We start from the raw sequence: 22,076 nt of genomic DNA on the forward strand, positions 1-22,076 counted from the left end.
CTGGCGGGCGACATCACAACGCAGGAGCGCGACAGTGACACAGCGATGCAACTGGGTATCGAGCGAAGCGCTCGCACAGTATCACGACACCGAATGGGGCGTACCCTCGCGCGACGACCAGCATCTGTTCGAGATGCTCGTGCTGGAAGGCGCTCAGGCCGGCTTGTCGTGGTCGACGATTCTCAACAAACGGGCCGGCTATCGCCGCGCTTTAGCGGACTTCGACATCGCCAAGGTTGCGCGCTTTACGCCGAAGCACGTCGAGGCGCTGGTGAAGGACGAAAGTATCGTACGCCATCGCGGCAAGATCGAAGCGGCCATTACCAACGCCCGCGCCGTTCAGCAGATTCAGGCCGAGCACGGATCACTGGCCAACTTCGTCTGGTCGTTCGTCGATCAGACTCCGATCCAGAACGACTGGGCGTCGTACAAGCAGGCACCTGCATCGACCGACATTTCGGATGCACTGAGCAAGGGGCTAAAGCGCTATGGCTGCAAGTTCGTCGGCTCGACGATCTGTTATGCGTTCATGCAGGCGGTTGGCATGGTGAACGACCACGAGGCGAGTTGCATGTGCCGCGCGCGATGCGCGGCGCTTGGCAAGAAAGGACGTAATCGCAAAGCGGGCTGAGGCGACCCGGGTTCACCAGCGCTTAGTGCCGCTGTTCTAACAAAGGACGGCGGCTCAGGGAAAGTCCCGAGCGCCGCAGCGGGTGTCCGGTCATTACCTCGCTACGCAAGGCCTGGAGGACGAGAACACGACGCCGGATTCCTCGCCATGCACCCATTCGGTAAAGCCCGGCTGCGCTTATGGGGCATCTCGGTCGTTATACGGTTATGAGTTGCGGCTGCGGCAGTCGACGGGCCCTGCGGCATGGGGAGCATTGCGAAAAACAAGCCAAATTCGGGAATTGACGGCTTTTCGCCTTGCTAGTCCGGGCTTCGCCGAATGGAGCACGCCCGATACTGCTAGTCGTGCGCTCAAACAACGAATAACCGCTGCGTAACGCGTGGGAGACCAACCATGAAAACTCTTAACTTTGTGACGCATCAGGAGATTTTCGATCAGGCCGTGGGGCACTTGCTGGGCCAGAAGCACGCCGCGCTGCTACCGCGCGGCGGCGGGGCTTATCGCGGCTATTGCGGCGGCTGCCCGGTCGGCAGCTTCATCAAGCCGCGCGACTACATGACCGCGATGGAAGGTATTCCGGTGCGCTTCATCGGCAAAACGCCCGCTGAGATGCCCGCATATATGGACGTCGGCGTGTCGGCGCTGAAGAAGGCGCTGCTGCGTTCCCGCATCAACGTGTACGACCCGGCGACCGTCGATCTGCTCAGTTGCCTGCAAAACGTGCACGACGTATTCGGCACTTGGGAATGGCTCGAGCGTTTGGGCTCGATCGCCCGCCAGTTCGGCCTGTCCGCTGATCGGCTGAAGAGCGCGGCGTAAGCCGGAGACAGCTGCGGTGCCGCTCTACGGCGTCGCAGCGCCCACCGTCAATCCTCCGCGCAGCAAACCCCAAGTCGCGCAGCCCGCATTGACCTGAGCGATCCACCTGACGCCCAAAAAGCAAAACGGCGATGTGGCTTCTTTCGAAGCTCACACCGCCGTTCGGCCGTGCGGAAAAAGCGTGCTTAGTGCAGCTTTTTCGGCAGCATCTGGCTGCGCAGGCGCTTGTGCAGGCGCTTCACAGCAGCAGCCTTCTTGCGCTTACGTGCCGTGGTCGGCTTTTCGTACGATTGGCGTTCACGCAGTTCAGCGATCAGGCCATTCTTTTCGATTGCGCGACGAAAGCGGCGAATCGCCACTTCGAACGGCTCGTTTTCTTTCAGAAGAATCGTCGTCATTTAATTCCTAACTCAATCACTTGATAGGGGTAAATTGCGTGGCGGCATACCGCTCACGCGCCGGCCCTCCGGTCGTCTCAGTTCATGGCCAGTAACAGGCAAACGCGGGCAGAACCCGGCCAAACCACGAATGAAACGAGAGGCAATGCGGCCACGGAGGCCGGAAAAGAGAGGTGGGGAGTTCACCGCGGAACGCGGACAGACATAATGCAAAAGCCGCGTCTGCTGCCGTTTCGCCAACCTTTCATCAACGAAAAACATTGACGAAACAGGCAAAGATCTCAATTCACTCCCGATGATATCAGGAAACTCTCCATCCTACCAGGGGTTTAGGGATTGCGCCAGGTCACCTTTCGCGCGCTCAGGCGCTCGCTTCGTCGAGTTCGCGGACATCGGCGCCCGTCAGCATCAGATGAACCGCCGCCGCGAGGCTCTTGAGCTGTTCGACCGACGTCGCACTGGCAATAGGGGCCGTAACACTGGGCCGCGCGATCAGCCATGCCAGCGCGACGGTGGCCGGCGTGCTGCCATGCGCGTCGGCAACCCGGTCTAGCGCGTCGAGAATCCGCAAACCGCGTTCATTCAGATATTTTTCGACCCGGCTGCCGCGTGCCTTATTGGCCAGATCGGCCTGCGAGCGGTACTTGCCGGACAGAAAGCCGCTCGCCAGGCTGTAGTACACCACCACGCCGAGCTGATTGGCGAGCGCCACTGGTTCGATGTCGCGCTCATATTCCGCGCGGTCATACAGGTTGTACTCCGGTTGCAGCAACTGATATTCGGGCAGGCCATGCTGGCGCGACACGGCAAGCGCCTCCTCGACCCGCGCGCCGCTGTAGTTCGATGCACCGATCACGCGTACCTTGCCCGCCTCGATCAGCTTCTGATACGCGCCGAGTGTTTCGGCGAGCGGCGTTTCGGTGTCGTCGTCGTGAGAAAAGTAGACGTCGATGTAATCGGTTTGCAAGCGCCGCAGCGAATCCTCGACCGCTGCCTGAATGTTGGGCGCCGACAGTCCCTTGCGCAGCGGATGCTTCGAAACCTTGGTGGCGAGCACGATCTTGTCGCGCTTGCCGCTCCGACGGAACCACTTGCCGATGATGGTTTCCGATTCGCCACCCTGGTTGCCGGGCACCCACGCGGAATAGACATCGGCGGTATCGATAAAGTCGAGACCGGCATCGACAAACGCATCCAGAATCGAAAACGAGGTGGCTTCATCGGCGGTCCAGCCGAAAACATTGCCGCCGAACATAAGCGGCGCGACCTGTAATTCCGAACGCCCAATCCTGCGCTTTTGCATGATTTCTCCAGGGTTTGTCACAAGAGAAAAAGAGAATACGCCGTCTTTTCAATACCTGCAGTGCGTCCGCCGATCAAGGCTGCAAGCGGCTTTCAGCGGCATTGCAATAAACCAGCATGGAAAACGTTTGGCTTGCCATTGCACAAAGTTCCTCAAGTTTTTTTAAGGGACGCCGTCAACCTTCACTGAGGCGGCCAGCAATGAACGAGTGCTTCCGCCGATGCCAACGTGGCGTATTGGGCTCAAGGCTTATTTAGGAGATTTTCCATGCTCGGAATCAATAGCAACATCAACTCGCTGGTTGCACAGCAAAACCTTAATGGCTCGCAAAGCGCCCTTTCGCAAGCCATCACCCGCCTGTCGTCGGGCAAGCGCATCAACAGCGCGGCTGACGATGCAGCAGGCCTGGCAATCTCGACGCGTATGCAAACGCAGATCAACGGCCTGAACCAGGGCGTGTCGAATGCGAATGACGGCGTGTCGATGATTCAAACCGCATCGAGCGCACTGTCCTCGCTGACCTCCAGCCTGCAACGTATCCGTCAGCTGGCCGTGCAAGCATCGACCGGTTCGCTGTCGTCGAGCGACCAAGCCGCTCTGCAGAAGGAAGTTTCGGCGCAGATCGCTGAAGTGAACCGTATCGCGTCGCAAACGACGTACAACGGCACGAACATTCTGGACGGCTCGGCAGGCGCAGTGACGTTCCAGGTCGGCGCGAACGTCGGTCAGACGATCAGCCTGGATCTGAGCCAATCGATGTCGGCAGCGAAGATCGGTGGCGGTCTGGTGCAAACGGGTCAAACGGTCGGTTCGTTCACGGTCAGCCTGGCTTCGACCGGCACGTACACCAGCACGGGCGCGACGATCACGTCGGTCAACGTGCTGTCGGACGGCAAGGGCGGCTACACCTTCACCGACCAGAACAACCAGGCAATTTCGTCGGGCGCAGTCACCAACATCTTCTCGGCTGGTACGGGCGCTGGTTCGGGCACGGCCATCACCAACCTGACGCTGAACGGCACGCTCGCCACGGCGATGGGTGCGACGGCTTCGGGCGTTGCAGCGGCAGCGATCGCTCAGATCAACGCGATCAACAACCCGCCGACGGTTTCGGGCCTCGACATCAGCACGGTCACGGGCGCGAACGAAGCGATGGTCTCGATCGACAACGCACTGCAGACCGTGAATACGCTGCAAGCTGCACTGGGCGCCGCGCAAAACCGCTTCACCGCAATCTCGACGTCGCAGCAAGCTGAATCGACCGACCTGTCGTCGGCACAATCGCAAATCACGGACGCCAACTTCGCACAAGAAACGGCGAACCTGAGCAAGGCGCAAGTCCTGCAACAAGCTGGTATCTCGGTGTTGGCGCAAGCTAACTCGAACCCGCAGCAAGTTCTGAAGCTCCTGCAGTAAGAGCTGACGCGGTAACGGCGATGCGCCGCGCGCAAGCGGGGCGCATCGCCGGGTTTCAAACGGCGGGAGGCATGCCTCCCGCCGTGCATTTCCGTCCCTTAGTGATGTAGCATCGCGCACCACCCAATACAGATTTCCAGACGCCCGGAGCCTCTGCATGTCCTCGATCTCAACCTCGTCTTCTACAGCAAGCGCCAACGCCGCGCTGCAGTCGGCTGCTCAATCGATCATCAGCGGCTCGACGGGCAATTCGTCGATGGACGTGTCGACGCTCGTCACGGCACTCGTGAACGCAAAGGTCGCCGGGCAAGCCTCGGCTCTGGCGGCACAACAAACCAGCGACAGCACCACGCTGTCGGCGTATGGCGCACTGAGTTCCGCGCTCAGCGCATTGCAGTCGGGCATCACGAATCTCGCCAACGGCAACACGCTGGCGACCTTCGCGGCGACCGCAAGCGGCACCGGGCTGACCGCGACAGCCGGCGTCGGCGCCGTGGCCGGCAGCTATTCGATCGCCGTGACCCAGATCGCCAGCTCGCAAGCTCTGTCGTCGGCAGCCTTCGGCTCTACGACGCAACTGGGCACCGGCACGCTGTCGATCTCGATGAACGGCAAGTCGATGGATATCAACGTCGACAGCACCAACAACACGCTGTCGGGCATCGCGTCGGCGATCAATGCGAGCAGCAGCAACCCCGGCGTCACGGCAACGATCGTGACCGGCACGGACGGCGCTCACCTTGTGCTGCGCGCGGCGAACACCGGGGCGGCCAACGTCATCAACGTCTCGACCAGCAACATCACCAGCGACACCGGCCTGTCGAGCCTCGGCGTGACGTCGACCGCCAGCACCACGGGCGGCCAGTCGACCATCACGTCGGCCAATTCGGGCAGCGCCTGGACGCAGAGCGGCTTCGCACAGGACGCGGAGTACACGATCGGCGGAATCGCGGGCAGCAGTTCCAGCAACGCGGTGACCGGCGCTATTTCGGGCGTGACGATCAACCTGACGGCGGCGGCCGTGGGCACGCCCGCGGGCACCCCGCAGATGTTGACCATTGCGCAGGACACCACCGCGCAGAACACCGCGATCAACAATTTCGTGAGCCTGTACAACACCGTCGTGACGACGATGTCCACGCTCACGTCGTTCAGCTCCGGCTCGACGTCGCAAGGGCCGCTGTTGGGCGACTCCACGCTGCAGACGATCAAGAACACGCTGGCCAACATAATCGGAGGCTCGGTCGGCTCGGGCAGCACCGGCACCACGCTGGCGGCGATCGGCATCACGCTGAAGGACGATCCGGCCGACGGCACGATGGTGGTCGACAACAACGCGCTGAACACTGCGCTGACGAGCAGCCCGGCCACGGTCGCGTCGCTCTTCAACTCGACCAACGGCATTGCCGAGCAGTTGAACGCCAGCATCACCACGTTCACGCAAACCGGCGGCATCATCGACACGCGCAACACCGCGCTGAACGCCGACCTGAAGAGCATCACCACGCAACAAACCGCACTCGCCGACTACACGACACAACTGACGAACCAGTATCAGGCGCAGTTCACCGCCCTGAACACGTTGATGGCGACCATGAACAACAATTCGCAATACCTGACCGCGCTGTTCGGCGGCACCAACAGCGCGGGCGCGCTGGCCACGAACAAGAGCTAAGCCATGGACGCGCACAACATGAACCAGACGGAATTGGTCGAGCGCGTGCTCTCCATCACGCGCGAAATCGAGCAGGCGGCCTCGTTGGCGGATTGGCCGGAAGCCGCCCGCCTGACCGAAACGCGCTCGCCGCTGCTGATGTCGCTCAGCGCGGATCAGGAACCGGGCGCGCTGGACATGATCCGCCAGATCCAGGCGATCGACGCGGCGCTGCTTGCGGACGCGGCAGTCACCCAGAACGAGCTGCATATCGAGTTCGAAGCGGCCATCGGGCGCACCAAGGCCGCCGGCGAATACCAGCGGATGGCCCGCCTGTAAAAATCACCCGGAGCGGAGCCGCGCAAGGCGACATCCGCTCCCCAAAAGCCGGTTCAACCGGCCGACCGAATAATAAGAACTACGTGCCGAAGTGAGGCGCGCTCGTTCCCTCAGCCCGCCTCGTGCGGGCTTTTTTCTTGCCTTCCGGCTTTCCGCCACCCTCCTCCATACGCTAAACAGGCGGCCTTTTTACCGTCATCTCCGCGCATCGGAAACGCCCTCCCGGTCGCACAATTTCCGTCATAGACCATTCTGTGCTGAGACCATGACTCTCCTGTACGAGCAGCCGACGGCTGAACCCTTGACGCCCGAACAACAGCTCGAGCAAGACATTGCGCTCGTTTTGCAAACGGCGTTGGAGCACCATCACAAGGGCGAATTCGACGACGCCGAAGCGCTGTACCAGGCGATCCTCGAAGCGAAGCCGCAGCACGCGGAAGCGCTTTACGACCTTGGCGTGCTATTCGTTCAAACCGGCCGTCCCAAGGACGCGTTGCCCCATTTCGAGGTGGCGCTGGCTCAACAGCCGCACAACGGCCAGTTTTGGGTGGCGTACATCAACGCATTGATCGACGCAGGCGAAACGGCCGCTGCGTGGCTCGCGCTGGAAATGGGTCAGAAGCAGGGGCTGAAGGGCCCGGCGGTAGACGGCCTGATCGTGCGAATGGCGAATCCCGGCAAGGTCGTCCCGACGCAACCTGTGGCAGTCCAGAACCCGCAGCGAGAAACTAGCGCGGCCGCCGAAACAGATGCAGGCGCTGCGAAGCCAGCCGCTGACGCCGGCAAGTCTACGATCGCATCTGGGCGGCGCGTGAGCCAACAGGAAACGACGCGATTCACGTCGCTGTACAACAAAGGCCAGATCGCCGACGCCGTCAAACTGGCACGAACGCTCACCGAGCGCTTCCCCGCCGACGGTAACGCGTGGCGCTGGTTCGGGATAGCACTGCATCGCCTGGGCCGGTACGACGACGCGCTCATTCCCTTGCGCAAAGCTGCCGAATTGCTGCCGGAGGAACTGGAAAGCCGCACCGTCCTCGCGGATACGCTGCGCCTGAAAGGCCTGCACAAGGATGCCGAAGAAGTCTGCCGCGCGATCATCGCGATCAATCCGGGGTACGCCGAAGCGCAACGGATCTATGGCATGTCGCTGGTTCACCAGGGACGCGTGGCCGAGGGCTTGGCCGCGGCACGGCGCGCGATCGAACTGGCGCCGGACACGTCCGGCATGCACAACACGCTGGGCGTGCTGCTGCTCGATCTGGGCATGGTGAGCGAAGCAGAGGAAAGCTTTCGCGTTGCGCTGGAGAAAGACCCGAAAGACGCAATCGCAGCGGACAACTATCTGTTTTCGCTCACTCACAATCCTGAAGTCGAGCAGGACACGCTGTTCGCCGAACACGTCAAATTCGCCCAACAGCACGAAGCGCCGGTACGCGCCCAATGGCCGCGTCATGTGAACAAGCGCACGCCGAACCGCAAGCTGAAAATCGGCCTCGTTTCCGGCGACCTGTTCCGTCACGCGGTCGCCTCCTATCTGCTGCCGATCATGGAGCGCCTCGCGACCGATCCCGGTGTCTCGCTGCATGTGTACAACAACCACATCGCGGTAGATGACTACACCCATCTGCTGCGCAAATGCGCCCATGAGTGGCATCAGGTCACCGGCATGCCGGACGCGCAGTTGGCGAACCGGATCCGCGACGACAGAATCGACATTCTGTTCGATCTGTCCGGCCATACGGGTCGCAATCGCCTTCTCACGTTCGTGCGCAAGCCCGCGCCGATCCAGGTCAGTTGGCTCGGTTACCCTGCCACGACCGGGCTAAGTGCGATGGACTATTATCTCGTGGACCGGTTCGGCGTGCCGTTCGGCCCTGCGGAGCAAATGTTCTCCGAAAAGATCGTCCATTTGCCGGCGAACGCGCCCTTCCTGCCGGAAGAAAGCGCGCCGCCGGTCAACATCCTGCCGGCCATGCACAACGGCTATGTGACGTTCGGCAGCTTCAACCGCCTCAACAAATTGCGTCCCGACGTGATCGCTCTCTGGGCGGAATTGCTGCACGCACAACCGTCGTCGCGAATGTTGCTGGGCGCGATTGCAACCGACGAGGATGAACAGCTTCTGATCGACTGGTTTGCCGACGCAGGCATCTCGCGCGAGCGCCTGATGTTCCGCCGCCGTTCGAGTATTCCGGTCTACCTGCAACAGCATTTTCACGTCGACATCTGCCTCGATACGTTCCCGTACACGGGCTCGACCACCGTGCTGAACTCATTGTGGATGGGCGTGCCGACCTTGACGATTGCAGGCAACACGTTGCCCAGCCGCGCCGGCACCACCTGGATGTCGCACGTCGGGCTCGAACAGTTCCTCGCTACAGACAAGGCGGATTTCGTCGCCAAGGGCGTTGCACTGTCCTCCGATATCTCCGCACTCGCCGCGCTGCGCACGGGCTTGCGTGAACGCTGCATGGCGTCGGCGGCATTCCGGCCTGAAGTGGTCGCTGCAGGTTTGTCCCGCGCGTTGCGAATCATGTGGCAACGCTGGTGCGACGATCAGCCGCCCGTCGCATTCGAAGTCACGGCGCAAGAAGCCATTGCCGCCACGGACGACACCACCGCGTCGCCCAAATCAGGGGAAAACAAATGAACGCTGCCTTACCGCTTGGGGCCATCGCGCCGCAGATCGACGAGCGCATTTACGTTACCCAGCCGCATCTCCCGCCGCTCGAAGAATTCATTCCCTATCTTCAACAGATCTGGGACAGCAAGATCCTGACCAATGCCGGTCCGTTTCACCAACAGTTCGAAGCGGCGCTGTGCAAGTACCTCGGCGTCAAGCATCTTGCGCTGTTCACCAACGGCACGCTGGCCCTGCTCACCGCGCTGCAGGCGCTGCGCGTGACCGGCGAGGTCATCACGACGCCCTATTCGTTCGTTGCCACCGCGCACTCACTGGTCTGGAACGGCATCAAGCCGGTATTCGCCGACGTCGATCCGCACACGCTGAATCTCGACCCCGCCAAGATCGAGGCAGCGATCACGCCGCAGACCACCGCGATCATGCCGGTGCATTGCTACGGCAAGCCGTGCGACGTCGAGGCGATTCAAAAGATCGCCGACAACTACAATCTGAAGGTGATCTACGACGCGGCCCATGCTTTCGGCGTGCAGACCGAAACCGGCAGCGTGCTCGAGCACGGCGACCTCGCCGTTCTGAGCTTCCACGCGACCAAGGTCTTCAACACGTTCGAAGGCGGCGCGATCATCTGTCAGGACGCCAAGACAAAGCAGCGTATCGACCATCTGAAGAACTTCGGTTTCGTCGATGAAGTGACCGTGGTTGCGTCCGGCATCAACGGCAAGATGAGCGAGATCAACGCGGCATTCGGGTTGCTTCAACTGCAGCACATCGATGAAGCACTGGCACGGCGCGCGCGGATCGACGCGATCTACCGCGAACGGCTGCGCGACGTGCGCGGTATTAGCTGCGTGCCGAAAGCGGGCGAGAAAGTGGCGAACCATTCGTACTTTCCGATTCTCGTCGGCCCGGACTACCCGATCAGCCGCGATGCGCTGTATCAGAAGTTCCGCGACGAGAACATTTACGCGCGCCGCTATTTCTATCCGCTGATCTCGGACTTCCCGATCTATCGCGGCCTGCCTTCCGCGCGCCCCGAAAATCTGCCGGTTGCGCACGCCGCTTCGCAACAGATACTGTGCCTGCCGATTTTCCCGGCACTGACGGACGGCATGCTCGATCGCATCGTCGGGATCATCGCGGGTAGCTGAACGTCATGAAGCTCGCGATCATGCAGCCCTACCTGTTTCCGTACATCGGATATTTCCAACTGGCGGCGGCAGTCGACAAGTTCGTCTTTTACGACGATGTGAACTTCATCAAGAATGGCTGGATCAACCGCAACCGGATGTTGCTGGGCGACCAGGTGCGTTACCTCACCGTGCCGCTCAGCGGTGCGAGTCCTTCGTTGAAGATTAACGAGGTACTGGTCGAACCGCGCGAGCGCTGGTTACGCAAACTGCTCGAATCGATTCGGCATGCGTATGCCAAAGCGCCTCACTACCCGCAGGTCAGCGCACTGATCGGACGGATTCTGGCCGAGCCTCTCGCACCTGTTTCGCTGCTCGCGTCGCACACCGTCATGGAAATTTGCAGGTACCTCGAGATCGATACCGAGTTCGTCCCATCGTCGACGAAGTACGGCAATGCGCAACTCAAGGGCACCGAGCGGGTTATGGACATCTGCGCGAGAGAACAGGCGAGCACCTACGTGAATCTGCCGGGTGGCCGCGAACTTTACGATAGTGCGGCATTCTCGGCGCGCGGCATCGAGCTCGCCTTCATCGAACCGAATCTGTGTCCTTACGCGCAGTTCGACGACGCATTTCACCCCGCCTTATCGATTCTCGACGTCCTGATGTTCAATAGCAAAAACAGCGTCAGAGATATGCTGTCCGTCGAGGTGGCAGCATGATCGCGTGCGGGCCGCGCGCAATCGGCGGATATTTCGAACTCGAACTGCCGCGGACCGAAGCGACGCTCCACGACGATGCGCTGCGTTTTCAGTCGTCACGAGCGGCGTTTCTCGCACTGCTTCGGGCGATGCGGCCGACTGTCGTCTGGATGCCCTGGTACATTTGCGACGCAATGATCGAGCCGCTGCGCATGACCGGCACGCCGGTCAAACGCTATCGGCTCGACGCCGAATTGCGCGCGCAGTCTGTCGATGTCGCGCACGGTGAGTGGTTCGTCTACGTCAACTATTTCGGCTTGTGCGCTCAACAGGTCGACGACGTGCTCAGCCGGTTCCCGCGTGAACGCGTCGTAATTGACAATGCGCAGGCGTTGTTCGCGCAACCCGCCGATTGCCTCGCCACGCTGTACTCGCCGCGCAAATTCCTTGGCGTGCCGGATGGCGGGTACCTCGTCACACAGCAGCCGATCGCGATGCCGGAAGCGACCGACGATGCCTCGTTGCTGCGCTGCGGGCATCTGCTGACGCGGCTCGCGAAAGACGCCGAAGCAGGTTATGCCGACTACGCTGCGGCCGAAGAAAGCCTGAAACACCAAGAGCCGTTGCGCATGTCGGCACTGACTCAAAGGCTGCTCGCGGGCGTCGACTATGAAAGCGTCCGCGCACGGCGAGCCGAAAATTTCGCCTTTCTGCATGAGAAATTGCAGCGCTACAACCGCTTCACGTTTCGCTATGACGAACACGCGGTGCCGCTCTGCTACCCGTTTTTCGGCGTGCCCACCGGCGTGCGCGAAGCGCTTCGGGCGCAACGCATCTATACGCCCACCTACTGGCCGGACGTTGCGACCGCTGAAGGCGCGCCGGACTTCGAACGCAGCCTTCCTGACTCGACCTTGTGCCTGCCATGCGATCAGCGGCTGACGCACAACGATCTGGCGCCGATGGTGCAACACTTACTGGACCGACTCGCATGAACGACAACACGATATTCCTGCGCGAGATCGAACGCGGCGACCTGTCGACCATCAACACATGGCGCGCCGACAAGGCGCTGGTCAGCCACTTGGGCGGCGCCTTCCGGTATGTGGGCACCGAGATCGACAGTAAATGGTTCGATAGCTATCTCGGCTCCCGGGCGAATAACGTGCGTCTCGCCGTGTGCCTCGCGTCTACCCAGGCAGTGGTCGGCGTGACGTATCTGCTAGGCATCGACTGGGTGAACCGCTGTGCGGAGTTCTCGATTCAGATCGGCGCCGAGACGGCACGCGGCCGGGGCATCGGCGAGGCCGCCACGCGCCAGACACTCGAACACGCATTCGGCGACCTCAACCTCAACCGTATCTCGTTGACCGTGCTCGCGTCCAATGCACGCGCCATCGCGCTCTACGAGAAAGTGGGCTTTCGCGCCGAAGGTCTTTTACGCCAGGCGGCCTTCAAAGGCGGCCGTTATCTCGACGTCATGCCGATGGCCATCCTGGCTGCCGATCGACACTGAGCCTTTTACTTTTGCCGTTGCCTCGCTCCACTCATGAACACGATTGACGATCAACAGCACACCGCGCTCGCCACGGCGGGCTGGACGGTGCTTCCCGGCCTGATTCGCCGCGAATTGCTCGATTCGCTGGTGAAGGCGCTCGATCCTTCGCTCGCGTTGCGCGACCAGATCAGGCGACGCAACGGTGTGCAGGAAAACAGCGCAGGCACCTTGCATCACCTTCTGATGGATGACCCGTGCTACGTCGAATTGCTGGCGGAGCTCTCAACGCTGGAGCGGGTTTTCAAAGGATACTTTCAAGGCAACTTCGTTCTGAATTCGTACGGCGGCGTGATCAACGAGCGCGACTCGCGCTCTTACGTACAAAACGTGCACCGCGATATCCGCTTCGGCTCCGACTCGCGGCGCTTCATGGTGAACGCGCTGGTGATGCTCGACGATTTCACGCTGGCCAACGGCGCAACGCATATTCTTTCGCACTCGCAAAACCTCCAGCAGCAGCCCACCGACGAGCATTTTTACGCGCAGGCGTCACGAGCTACCGGGGAACGCGGTTCGGTTCTGCTGTTCGATTCGCGCATGTGGCACGCCACCGGCCGCAACACCACCGATGCGCCGCGCCGTGCACTGACACTGACGTTCACCAGCCCCTTCTTCAAGCCGCAACTCGACTACGCGCGGCTGTTCGGATACAGCAATCTCGACCGCTGCAACGCCTGGATGCGCCAGGTGCTCGGCTTCAACGCCCGGGTGCCTGAGTCGCTCGATGAGTTTTACGTGCCGGTGGAGCAGCGGTTCTATCAACGCGGACAGGATTGACGACCATGAGCAGAGACTACGACGCAGAAGCGAAAGATCATCCCGAACATCGCTACGCTTATGACTTCGATTATCTGATGCATGAATACATGCTTCGAACATTTGCACCGTTCCACGTCAGCGGCAACGCGCTCGAACTGGGATGCTTCGAAGGTAACTTCACGCGACTCCTGACACAGCGCTTCGATTCACTGGAAGTGGTCGAGGCATCGGCGGACTGCATCGCCGTTGCGTCAGCCAAGACGAAAGGCGCCGTCAAATTCCATCACTCGACGTTCGAGACTTTCGAACCCGCGCGACGCTACGACAACATCTTCCTGATCCACACGCTTGAACACCTCGATCATCCGGTCGAAGTCCTGAGCCGGATCCGTGGCTGGTTATCGGAAGGTGGCCGCCTGTTCGTGGCTGCTCCGAATGCGCGCGCCGGATCGCGGCAAATCGCGGTCAATATGGGGCTGATCGACCATCACGCGGCCGTGACGGCGGCTGAAGCCGCACACGGTCATCGCGTGACTTATTCGATCGATACGCTGCGAGCCGATCTGCGTGCGGCAAAGCTCCGCCCGGTCACCGAAGGCGGCGTCTTCTTCAAGGGCCTTGCCAACTTCCAGATCGATGCCGCATTGAAGGCCGGTATCATATCCAGAGCGTATCTGGATGGCTGTTTCGAGTTGGGGCGCGTTTATCCTGACTTGTGCTCCAGCGTGTACGCGATATGCGAGCGCGGCACGCGCGGTTGATCGGCTTCGGTCCGGATGTGAAGGATATCCCAGCCGCACGGAACCAGCGGCCGGACAGCAGCAGGTAATAACGGTTGTCGCGCGGCTCGACAAAGAGCGCATGGCTCCAGGACGCAAGCGGCACGCTACATCTGAATGCCGCGGACTGGTACGACGCGGCATCGCTCGACGGCGTGGCGTATCAACTCAGCACCGCCGCGTGGCGGGTCAACGCGGCGAAAAACGCGCAAACGAATCTGCAGTCCGACCCGATGCTGCCCGCCGACGGCAAGAAATCCGCACAGGCACCGGACGTCATGATCGCTGCGCAGCCGGCCGAACTCGTGGTGACGGACGGTAAGCCGGCACTGCAACCGGTGAAGGGCGTGAATCTGCTCTCTGTCACCAACGCCGACCGTCCGGCACCGCGCCTGTCACGCATCACATGCCGCGGCGTCACTGAAACGTCGCATTGACCGACAGTTGCACCGCATTACCCTTCGGCCGGTTGCTCACGTTGAACTCGTTGACCCAACGCAGCGACGCCGACACGGGTGTTTTCTGCACCTTGCCCGACCACGTGATCATCGGCCCAATGCCCACGGAATGACCCTGACTGCCGCCGACGACGTCCGCAATCCCGCCGCTGTCATGGCCGATCTGCTGGATATAGCCGCCCACCACGCCGACGCCCCAGCCGCTGCTGAAGCGCTTGAGCGCCAGCAGATCGAGCACGCTGACCGGCGCGTTGTGATAGTGGGTGTCGTTATTGGGCGTGTAGAACTCAAGGCCGTAATTCAACGACAGTTCGATGTTCTCCTGCGGCAGCAATTTCGTATAGGCGATCGTCGGCGTGAAGGTCCACGTGTTCTGTCCGGCGTTGGCGAGCCGGTTCGGGTTGTACGCACCGGTCGGCGCATAGATCTGCACGCTCAACGCGACGTGGTCGGTCTTGGTCAGGTGATAGCCGGCGACCACCGGCGCGAAGAAGATATCGGCGAACTGCGTGCCGTGGTCGTTCGGCAAGCGGCCGTGAAACGACGAGATGTCGGTGTACTGAAGCGGCACGCCAAACGAGGACGCGAAATTCCAGCCGCCTACCGTAATGCCCCACGTCTTGACCGCGTTGAGAATGGTGTAGACGGCCGTCACGTCGACGCCGGCCGTCACCTGTCCGGCGATCGGAATCGACTTGCTCGCGCCGAGCGAGCCTTCGTAATAGATCGTGGCGGCCGACACGATCCAGTCGCTGGTCGGCGGGACGACGCCGCCGTAGGGCATCACCTGCTGGCCCGTGATCGGACGGCCGATGCCGCCTTCCGTCGCCGACGCCGTTTGGGAGAGACTCACGCCGACGGTGGTCAGAAACGCGCCCTTGCACAATCCGGCAACGAGCCGCCTGGCTGCGAAGAAACAGTTAGGTTGACTCATAATCGTCCTCATCGAATGGAAGTTCGGCATTCTCACTCCTACGGAACCGCATCCGGGCCGGCTGCGTCCGCAAGCCGCACTGCGCGCAAGCGCGCAGGCGTCAGGCTTCGCGCACGATTGGCGGCGGCGTCCAGTTGCCATCCAGCAGCGCTTGCTGCGGCCGGTAGGCGCGCAAGTACAGGGAGAACACCTCGTTGGCCGGCGCCGGCAGCCAATTGGCGAACTTGTCGTCGCTGGGTTTCGCGTGTTGTACTTGGAGCGTGAGCAAGCCGTCTGCGTCGAACTTCAGGTCTTTGTTCTTCGTACCGAGTGTGTAGCGGTTTTGCGGGTTGGGGGAAAGAAAATGGTGCGAGTCATATAGCGTCAGCGACCAGAAACCTTTGACAGGCGGCAACCGGTCTCTATGGAAGGTCACGGTGTAGCGCCCGCTGCCATCAAGACATCGGCCCGATGCATCGGTATCCGAATAAAAACACTTTATCTCGTTGGCCTTGTTGACAAAGACGTGCGACGTCGCTATTGCCGTTCGCGAGTAGTAGTCCGTACCAAAGGCTGCACCGTTGCTGAAGGTATTCCAGTTTCCCGCAAGCCGCTTGCCGAACAGATTGAAATTGGAGAGCGGTGCGATCAGATCCGCTTCGGCTCTCGCCGTTTCGTCGATGATGGCGCTTCTGAGTGCGCCGTCCCGGCGCGTGGCGGCGATCAGCGCACGTGCCTGCGCATAGAGCGCCTCTTCGCCATGTTGCGGCGGCGCTTCGTCGAGCACGGCGGGCAGCGTGTCCCAGAAACGGTTCGGATCGACCCGTTCGATCTCTTCCGCGCTTGCGTGCGTCGCACTGCGGGCCGCGCCGAAACCGGGCAGTGCCGACCAGTCCGTTTCCTTGAACTGGCCGTCGTAGTCCGCGAGTGGATACACGCCGATTTTGCTAATCAGCGACTGCACCAGTGCGCGATCTTCCGGCGTGTCGTCCATGAACACGCGCGGAATCAGCATGCCTATCGCGGTGGGCGAGCGGAACATCTGGCGGATGCCCTTCGGCGCCGGGCCATGCCAGTCCGGGCCCGCCAACAGATAGAAGCCCGGCCGCGAGCCATACATCTTGCCGAGGCTCGTGAAACTATCAGTGCGCAGATCGACGGCCTGATAGACCCAGAAGCGTCTGCCGAAATCCGGCACCTGGACGATCGCCGGCGTAGTGCGCAAATCGAGCATCGCGCAACCGTCAATCAGATCGCGATTTGGGCAGCCGACGTAGCGCGTTTGCGGCTGAGCATAATCGCGCAGCATCGCGAGACGGTTGGGCGGAGCGACCGGCGCGACGCCTCCATTCAGCCCCGGCCGCGGCACCTGCTGCATCGCCAGCAATCGGCGGTAGACATTCACCAGCGGCCACGCCCAGAAATAGGTTTGGCGCGCCACCAACCGCGCGTATTCCTCCGACATCATGTCGCCCGCCACCGGACCGGGCACGGACGCCGCGCCGGCCGTCGCGGCAGACCACGGACGCTGCTGCATCTTCGCAAGGATCGGCGCGGCAACCGACGCCAGCACGGCCGCCGTCACCCATGTCGCCGCCTTCCTATGCATGTCGATGTCCGGGTCGTCCATGCGCGCCTCAGAGCTTCTGCAGTGTCGGAAACGTCCAACTGCCGTCGAGCACGGTCTGGTCCGGCCCGTAGATTCGCATGACGAGGTCATACGCACCGACAGGCGCGGGCAGCCAGTTCGACATTTCGTTCGCGCCCGGCGCCTTGTTCTGCACGTAGATATCCAGCGAACCGTCCGCACCGTATTTCAGCCCCTGAGTACGATCACCGACCGAGTAACGGTGAATCGGATTCGCCACCAGATGGCGCGCCGGCAAATCGTAAAGCGTCATCGACCAGAAGAACTTCGCCGGCGGCAGATCTTTTTTGTCGAAGTGCAGGACGTAGGGCTGTGAACCGATCAATTGCTGATGCTCGGCATTCACGCGCGTCCCGACGTACACCGCTTCCTCCTTCGTATTGCCGTAGATGCCCATCGCCGCGGCGACGGCGCGCGTCGTGTAATCGTCTTTCAGGTCGGCGCGGCTGCCGAACAGGTCGAAGGAACTGGTGGTGCGCTTTTCCGCGTCGGCCAATGCGGCTTTGCCGTCGGCGACGCCCGCTTCGAGCGCCGCGCGCGTGTCGGCTGGCAACGCGGCCGGATCGAACGGTGCGCCGGGTGCAATGCCGATCTTCGCGAAGCGTCCCATCAGCTCGCGCTCCGACGGCGCGGGCGGCTGCGTGAACTGCAACAGGAAGTTCAGGTAGGCAATGAAGTCGACCGAGGTCGCCTTCGCTTCGTCCCATTTCGGAAAGCTCAGTTTCGCGGCGGGCGGTGGTGCGGCCGTGTGTTCGAAAGCGGACAACGGCGTGAGCTTGTACTGCTTCTGGATCGCCTGCACGTTCTTGACGTCGCTCGCGCCGTTGAGCGCCGTGCGGCCGAGCGTCAGAATCAGGTCAGTCTCCGAGCGGAACACCTTGTCGATGCCCTTGGGCGTGTCGCCGTGCCAGTTGGGTCCGGCGAACAGATAGTGGCCCGCGCCGTTACCCGTGGTGCGCGAACCGACGTACGCGAAGTTATAGGTAAACAGGTCGATCCACTGGAACACGTAGTAGCGCTCGTTCGGCACCGCTGGCACCGTCAGCACCCACGGTTCACGGCGCAGATCGAGCCATGCCCACGAGTACGGCGTGTCGTTGTTCGGCGTCACGATTTCCTTGTTCTCGGGACCGTACGGCCGCGAGTAGTTGCGGAATTTGCCAAAGCCGCCCACGTACGACTTCGAAGTGGGATCGACTGCCTGCTGATAGAGCGTCTTATAGTTGAACAGCATCGGATAGGCGTACAGGAACGCATCGCGGGCGATACCGCGCGCTTCGTCCGGGGAAGCGGTCACCGCGGCGGCCGGGGCGCTCGTTTGCGCCGTCGCCGGCATCTGCGGCAGCACGGCCAACGCCAATCCGGCGACGCATGCCCGCATTCCCACGCGTTTTAAAAACGTCATCGCTAAGCTCCCCTCGAGTTCTCGTTTATTTGCCAAACGTCATGTTCAGGCCAGCAAAAATCGTGAACTGCGGCACGCCCGCACCGGAATGCGCGATCGAGTATTGCGGTTCGATGAACGCGTTGTAGATCGTCGAACCGCCCTTCCATGCCTTGCCCGCGCCGAGGCCGACGGGGATGTAGTAGCTGCCGTGCTGCAGATCGAACGTCCATATGCCGGTCGAACGGATGTACCAGCCGCCGGGCAGATTGAATATGCCAAAGGGCTGCGCGGTCAGCGATTGCGTGGTGGGCCGGCTGCTTTGTCCGGCGAACGAGTGCTGCCACTGCACGAGCCCGCCGATCAGCCGCGCCCGGGTGGCGCTCACGGCAACAGCGGCAAGACCTGCCTGCCACTTGCCGGTGCCGAGGCTCGGATCGGTCGCGGTCGGCATGGTGACGAGCGGGCCCACGCCGAGCTGCACGTCGCCTTCCGAGAGCAGAAAGATGTCGAACAGATTGAGGTCGCCGAGGCCGGTGTTGTAGCCGCCGCTCGGATCGGGCCGCGTACTGAGCGGCACCGTGCCGCGGAAGATTTGCGGCACGCCGGTCAGGCTATTCGGGCCGACCAGCACGGTAGGGCGCAGCAGCAGGTCGTTGGTGTGCGCACTAGCGCCGAATACGCTCGGCGTGTAGTAATTCTGGATGTTGAATGAGGCGGCGAGATTGAGCGGGTTATTGCTTTTATTGGCGTCGTCGGCGGATGCCTGAGCGAAGACCGGCGACGACACGAACGCGGCAGCGCATAATGCCCCCGCCCCAAACACGCAGCTTTAACCCACTATCGAGCCTCGTTTTATGGCCATTTCTTATAGGCGAGCACCTGCCTTTGCCTGACGCGAAATCATTTCAAAGGGATGGCGTTCGGGTGACTGATTTAAATCGAATTCATCTCGCTCGCGTGTTCGCGCGTCCGGGCAGCCATGCGCAGCCGGACGCGATGTCACGCAAATAACCCGCGTTATGTCGCTTGAACAATCTGGAAAGACGGCGCAGCTGGATACACGGCTTGCATGAGCGCTCCTTGAAACGAGAGACGCCGCATCAAACGAAGCATGCGGAAAGAAGAAGATTCACCACGCTGGCATCGTTAGGAATACTAGCAACGATTCTGGAAATTACAGAGATAAATTTGTAACGCGGCCGAAAGCCAGATCAATCGGGTCCGACTTCCCCGCTTGTTCAATTGGCATTTTTTATGACGGAACAGGCTCAACCGTCATGTCGAAAAAATCCCACAAGGGCTGCAATAACCGCTTTGGCCCATTAGACTTGCGCTCGCTTGAATTCGACCCACCGCTTTCGATGAGGCTTTCATGATTCGCACGTTGCACCGGTACTGCATTGCCTTCACCGTTGTCCTTCTTTCCGCTTGCTCCGTGACGCCGCGCCAGGACGCCATGTCGCAGACCGGTGAATCGACGGCCGCCGGGTTGGCGTCATGGAACGACACGAAGACCAAACGCTCTATCGTCGACTTCGTCACGCTGGTGACGACGCCCGAGTCCAAGGACTTCATCCCGCGCGCCGACCGGATCGCCGTGTTCGATAACGACGGCACGCTGTGGCCGGAGCAACCGGCCTCGGTGCAACTGGTGTTCGCGCTGCAACGTGTGAAGACGGTGGCCGCGCGGCATCCGGAATGGAAGCGTCAGGAACCGTTCCGCTCAATCCTCAAAGGCAATCTCAAGAATGTGGCGGCAAGCGGCGACGCCGGCTCGATGCGGGTGTTGGCGGCGGCCCACGCCGGCCTGACGGGCGACCAGTTCGCCGCGCTCGTGCACGAATGGTTCGATGCCGCGAACGACCCGCGCTTCAACCGGCCTTACGCCGATCTCGCGTATCAGCCCATGCTCGAGTTGCTCGCCTATTTGCGCGCGAGCGGCTTCAAGACCTATCTGGTGACGGGCGGCGACGTCGAGTTCGTCCGCGACGTGGCTCAGCGCATGTACGGCATTCCGCCCGAGCAGGTGATCGGCAGCACCGTGAAGTATCGCTACGGCCAGAGCAACGGCGCGGTCTCGCTGACGCGCCTCGCGCAAGTCGACACGCTGGTCGACGGCTCGGCCAAACCACTTGCCATCGATCGCGTGATCGGCCGACGTCCGGTGATCGCGTTCGGTAACGCGGACGGCGACGCGCCGATGCTCGAATGGACCTCGGCAGGCGACGGCCCGCGCCTCGCCGCGCTCGTGCATCACACAGACGCGCAACGCGAATACGCGTACGACCGCGCGGCGAAGAGCGGCAAGCTCGACAAAGGTCTGGACGAGGCCGGCGCGAAAGGCTGGCTCGTCGTCGATATGAAAGATGATTGGAAGACCGTGTTCAAGCCTGAAGGCGCGACGACGGCAGCGGCGCCGGCGACGCCCCCGGCGAACTGAGCCTGAACCGCTGAAGGCCATTCGTAAGCGGCCTTCAGCGGTTGTTAGAGTTGTCGCGCTATGACTGGCTTTAGCGCCTTGTCTAGCGACTCAGCGTAATCGCCAGATACGTGGCATAGAGCGCGCCGCAAACCAGCAACGCCCACACCGGCACGCCGCGCTCGCGCACGTTGAGCCGCAGCCACGCCGCCGCCGCGAGCGTGATCACGATGCCGGTCACCACTTCGATGCGCGGCACCCACGGCGTCAGCAGAATACCGATCGCTGGCAGCAAGGTGCCTTGGAACACCATCGCGCCGGTGATGTTGCCGAACGCCAGCGTGTCCTTGCCGCGGCGAATCCACAGAATGCTGTTGACCTTCTCGGGCAGCTCGGTGGCGATAGGAATGATCAGCAGCGAGAGCAGCAGCGGCGACACCCCAAGCGCCTGCGACACGCCGCGCACACCATGGATGAAGCCTTCCGCGCCCCACACCAGCAGCGCGACGGCCAGCGCCAGTTGCACCACGATGGTCGCGAGATTGGTCGGCACGCGAAGGCGCGCGATCAGCATCTTGCCCGGCGCTTCGGTGCCGTGACCGGCATCGACCAGATCATTCGATGCGCGGAAGGTCATCACCACATAAGTGACGTACACGCCGACCAGCGCCACGCTGAAGAACGCGCGCACCATCATCTGCTCGTGCGGCACGTACATCGCTGCGGCGGCCAGCACGAACGCGCACAGGAAATAGTTGAGGTCGCGCGTGAAACCCGTACGCTCTGGCGCGACCCAGCCGCGCGCGCCGCGTGAACCGAGAATCGCAAGCGTCATGAGGAAGGTGGAGAGGGTGGAGAGCATCAGCGGCGCGCCGAGAATCGCGCCGACGCCGATCTCCTGATTGACCGCGCTATCCGTCGTGCCGCCCGCGATCGCGAGCAGCGGCACTAGCGTCTCGGGCAGCGCTGTGCCGACAGCGGCGAATAGCGAACCCGTTACGCCTTCGGAAATCTTGAGGCGTTCGCCCAGATGCTCGAGCGCATTGGTGAAGAGCTCGGCCGCCACCAGAATGACGACCAGCATGATGCCAAGTTCGAACAGGAGACCAGTCATGCG

Annotated in this window: 21 protein-coding genes; 14 read left to right on the forward strand and 7 right to left on the reverse strand. The window is 61.8% G+C overall.

Annotation, left to right across the window (positions count from 1 at the left end):
* Positions 1–34: 34 nt before the first annotated feature.
* Positions 35–631, forward strand: coding sequence for a DNA-3-methyladenine glycosylase I (locus tag P0D96_RS06180; protein WP_408176401.1), 597 nt, complete (start codon positions 35–37; stop codon positions 629–631).
* Between the two features lie 393 nt (positions 632–1,024).
* Positions 1,025–1,450, forward strand: coding sequence for a hypothetical protein (locus P0D96_RS06185; protein ID WP_408176400.1), 426 nt, complete (start codon positions 1,025–1,027; stop codon positions 1,448–1,450).
* 185 nt (positions 1,451–1,635) lie between these two features.
* On the opposite strand, the gene rpsU is transcribed toward P0D96_RS06185, so the two are convergent.
* Together rpsU and P0D96_RS06195 are read right to left on the reverse strand one after the other, a co-directional pair.
* On the reverse strand, positions 1,636–1,848 hold the full coding sequence (gene rpsU, locus P0D96_RS06190) for a 30S ribosomal protein S21 (protein WP_006050883.1): 213 nt from the start codon (positions 1,846–1,848) through the stop codon (positions 1,636–1,638).
* A 361-nt stretch (positions 1,849–2,209) separates the two neighbouring features.
* Positions 2,210–3,151: an aldo/keto reductase gene (locus P0D96_RS06195; RefSeq protein ID WP_408176398.1), complete on the reverse strand. Its 942-nt coding sequence runs from the start codon at positions 3,149–3,151 to the stop codon at positions 2,210–2,212.
* A 267-nt stretch (positions 3,152–3,418) separates the two neighbouring features.
* On the opposite strand from P0D96_RS06195, the gene P0D96_RS06200 reads away from it, so the two are divergent.
* The 11 genes from P0D96_RS06200 (at position 3,419) to P0D96_RS06250 (ending at position 14,571) form a co-directional block, all read left to right on the forward strand.
* A complete protein-coding gene (locus P0D96_RS06200; RefSeq protein ID WP_408312468.1) occupies positions 3,419–4,567 on the forward strand; it encodes a flagellin in 1,149 nt (382 codons plus the stop codon).
* A 157-nt stretch (positions 4,568–4,724) separates the two neighbouring features.
* On the forward strand, positions 4,725–6,242 hold the full coding sequence (fliD, locus tag P0D96_RS06205; RefSeq protein WP_132376568.1) for a flagellar filament capping protein FliD: 1,518 nt from the start codon (positions 4,725–4,727) through the stop codon (positions 6,240–6,242).
* A 3-nt stretch (positions 6,243–6,245) separates the two neighbouring features.
* Entirely contained in the window at positions 6,246–6,560 is a 315-nt protein-coding gene (gene fliT, locus P0D96_RS06210) for a flagellar protein FliT (RefSeq protein ID WP_408176394.1), read from the forward strand.
* Between the two features lie 265 nt (positions 6,561–6,825).
* Positions 6,826–9,213, forward strand: coding sequence for a tetratricopeptide repeat protein (locus P0D96_RS06215; RefSeq protein WP_408312471.1), 2,388 nt, complete (start codon positions 6,826–6,828; stop codon positions 9,211–9,213).
* Complete coding sequence (vioA, locus tag P0D96_RS06220; protein WP_132376565.1) at positions 9,210–10,355, forward strand: dTDP-4-amino-4,6-dideoxy-D-glucose aminotransferase VioA; 1,146 nt, start codon at positions 9,210–9,212, stop codon at positions 10,353–10,355. Before P0D96_RS06215 ends, vioA begins: the two co-directional genes overlap by 4 nt.
* 5 nt (positions 10,356–10,360) lie before the next feature.
* Positions 10,361–11,059 carry a WbqC family protein gene (locus P0D96_RS06225; protein WP_408176392.1) on the forward strand — a complete coding sequence of 233 codons (699 nt, stop codon included), beginning with the start codon at positions 10,361–10,363 and terminating at the stop codon, positions 11,057–11,059.
* Complete coding sequence (locus P0D96_RS06230; protein WP_408176391.1) at positions 11,056–12,033, forward strand: hypothetical protein; 978 nt, start codon at positions 11,056–11,058, stop codon at positions 12,031–12,033. The genes P0D96_RS06225 and P0D96_RS06230 overlap by 4 nt, the downstream gene beginning before the upstream one ends.
* The gene (locus P0D96_RS06235; RefSeq protein ID WP_408176389.1) at positions 12,030–12,554 is read left to right on the forward strand and encodes a GNAT family N-acetyltransferase; all 525 of its coding nucleotides are present in this window, start codon (positions 12,030–12,032) and stop codon (positions 12,552–12,554) included. Before P0D96_RS06230 ends, P0D96_RS06235 begins: the two co-directional genes overlap by 4 nt.
* 33 nt (positions 12,555–12,587) lie before the next feature.
* Positions 12,588–13,373 (forward strand): phytanoyl-CoA dioxygenase family protein, encoded by a 786-nt coding sequence (locus tag P0D96_RS06240; RefSeq protein ID WP_408312474.1) that lies wholly within the window; start codon positions 12,588–12,590, stop codon positions 13,371–13,373.
* A 5-nt stretch (positions 13,374–13,378) separates the two neighbouring features.
* A complete protein-coding gene (locus tag P0D96_RS06245; RefSeq protein WP_408176387.1) occupies positions 13,379–14,116 on the forward strand; it encodes a class I SAM-dependent methyltransferase in 738 nt (245 codons plus the stop codon).
* Positions 14,117–14,190: 74 nt separating this feature from the next.
* Positions 14,191–14,571, forward strand: coding sequence for a hypothetical protein (locus P0D96_RS06250; RefSeq protein WP_408176386.1), 381 nt, complete (start codon positions 14,191–14,193; stop codon positions 14,569–14,571).
* Here P0D96_RS06250 and P0D96_RS06255 read toward each other — a convergent pair.
* From P0D96_RS06255 to P0D96_RS06270, 4 genes are all read right to left on the reverse strand, one after another.
* Complete coding sequence (locus tag P0D96_RS06255; protein WP_408176384.1) at positions 14,552–15,526, reverse strand: SphA family protein; 975 nt, start codon at positions 15,524–15,526, stop codon at positions 14,552–14,554. The two genes, P0D96_RS06250 and P0D96_RS06255, sit on opposite strands and share 20 nt — an antisense overlap.
* Positions 15,527–15,626: 100 nt before the next feature.
* Positions 15,627–17,135 (reverse strand): DUF1254 domain-containing protein, encoded by a 1,509-nt coding sequence (locus tag P0D96_RS06260; protein WP_408285553.1) that lies wholly within the window; start codon positions 17,133–17,135, stop codon positions 15,627–15,629.
* Positions 17,136–17,142: 7 nt separating this feature from the next.
* On the reverse strand, positions 17,143–18,558 hold the full coding sequence (locus P0D96_RS06265) for a DUF1254 domain-containing protein (protein ID WP_408312477.1): 1,416 nt from the start codon (positions 18,556–18,558) through the stop codon (positions 17,143–17,145).
* A gap of 25 nt (positions 18,559–18,583) precedes the next feature.
* Positions 18,584–19,327 (reverse strand): hypothetical protein, encoded by a 744-nt coding sequence (locus tag P0D96_RS06270; protein ID WP_408176382.1) that lies wholly within the window; start codon positions 19,325–19,327, stop codon positions 18,584–18,586.
* Positions 19,328–19,912: 585 nt separating this feature from the next.
* On the opposite strand from P0D96_RS06270, the gene P0D96_RS06275 reads away from it, so the two are divergent.
* Positions 19,913–20,980 (forward strand): HAD family hydrolase, encoded by a 1,068-nt coding sequence (locus tag P0D96_RS06275; protein ID WP_408285547.1) that lies wholly within the window; start codon positions 19,913–19,915, stop codon positions 20,978–20,980.
* Positions 20,981–21,062: 82 nt separating this feature from the next.
* Here the strand turns inward: P0D96_RS06275 and P0D96_RS06280 are convergent, their stop codons facing one another.
* On the reverse strand, positions 21,063–22,073 hold the full coding sequence (locus P0D96_RS06280; RefSeq protein ID WP_408312481.1) for a sodium:calcium antiporter: 1,011 nt from the start codon (positions 22,071–22,073) through the stop codon (positions 21,063–21,065).
* Positions 22,074–22,076 lie beyond the last annotated feature (3 nt).

Origin of the sequence: Paraburkholderia sp. RL17-347-BIC-D, assembly GCF_046027915.1 — a bacterium.
GTDB lineage: Bacteria > Pseudomonadota > Gammaproteobacteria > Burkholderiales > Burkholderiaceae > Paraburkholderia.

What these genes read in the sequence shown, in the direction of transcription:
- P0D96_RS06185 (WP_408176400.1), top strand. Translation starts at nt 1,025, where the DNA reads ATGAAAACTCTTAACTTTGTGACGCATCAGGAGATTTTCGATCAGGCC.
- rpsU (WP_006050883.1), bottom strand. Translation starts at nt 1,848, where the DNA reads ATGACGACGATTCTTCTGAAAGAAAACGAGCCGTTCGAAGTGGCGATT.
- P0D96_RS06195 (WP_408176398.1), bottom strand. Translation starts at nt 3,151, where the DNA reads ATGCAAAAGCGCAGGATTGGGCGTTCGGAATTACAGGTCGCGCCGCTT.
- P0D96_RS06200 (WP_408312468.1), top strand. Translation starts at nt 3,419, where the DNA reads ATGCTCGGAATCAATAGCAACATCAACTCGCTGGTTGCACAGCAAAAC.
- fliD (WP_132376568.1), top strand. Translation starts at nt 4,725, where the DNA reads ATGTCCTCGATCTCAACCTCGTCTTCTACAGCAAGCGCCAACGCCGCG.
- fliT (WP_408176394.1), top strand. Translation starts at nt 6,246, where the DNA reads ATGGACGCGCACAACATGAACCAGACGGAATTGGTCGAGCGCGTGCTC.
- P0D96_RS06215 (WP_408312471.1), top strand. Translation starts at nt 6,826, where the DNA reads ATGACTCTCCTGTACGAGCAGCCGACGGCTGAACCCTTGACGCCCGAA.
- vioA (WP_132376565.1), top strand. Translation starts at nt 9,210, where the DNA reads ATGAACGCTGCCTTACCGCTTGGGGCCATCGCGCCGCAGATCGACGAG.
- P0D96_RS06225 (WP_408176392.1), top strand. Translation starts at nt 10,361, where the DNA reads ATGAAGCTCGCGATCATGCAGCCCTACCTGTTTCCGTACATCGGATAT.
- P0D96_RS06230 (WP_408176391.1), top strand. Translation starts at nt 11,056, where the DNA reads ATGATCGCGTGCGGGCCGCGCGCAATCGGCGGATATTTCGAACTCGAA.
- P0D96_RS06235 (WP_408176389.1), top strand. Translation starts at nt 12,030, where the DNA reads ATGAACGACAACACGATATTCCTGCGCGAGATCGAACGCGGCGACCTG.
- P0D96_RS06240 (WP_408312474.1), top strand. Translation starts at nt 12,588, where the DNA reads ATGAACACGATTGACGATCAACAGCACACCGCGCTCGCCACGGCGGGC.
- P0D96_RS06245 (WP_408176387.1), top strand. Translation starts at nt 13,379, where the DNA reads ATGAGCAGAGACTACGACGCAGAAGCGAAAGATCATCCCGAACATCGC.
- P0D96_RS06255 (WP_408176384.1), bottom strand. Translation starts at nt 15,526, where the DNA reads ATGAGTCAACCTAACTGTTTCTTCGCAGCCAGGCGGCTCGTTGCCGGA.
- P0D96_RS06260 (WP_408285553.1), bottom strand. Translation starts at nt 17,135, where the DNA reads ATGGACGACCCGGACATCGACATGCATAGGAAGGCGGCGACATGGGTG.
- P0D96_RS06265 (WP_408312477.1), bottom strand. Translation starts at nt 18,558, where the DNA reads ATGACGTTTTTAAAACGCGTGGGAATGCGGGCATGCGTCGCCGGATTG.
- P0D96_RS06275 (WP_408285547.1), top strand. Translation starts at nt 19,913, where the DNA reads ATGATTCGCACGTTGCACCGGTACTGCATTGCCTTCACCGTTGTCCTT.
- P0D96_RS06280 (WP_408312481.1), bottom strand. Translation starts at nt 22,073, where the DNA reads ATGACTGGTCTCCTGTTCGAACTTGGCATCATGCTGGTCGTCATTCTG.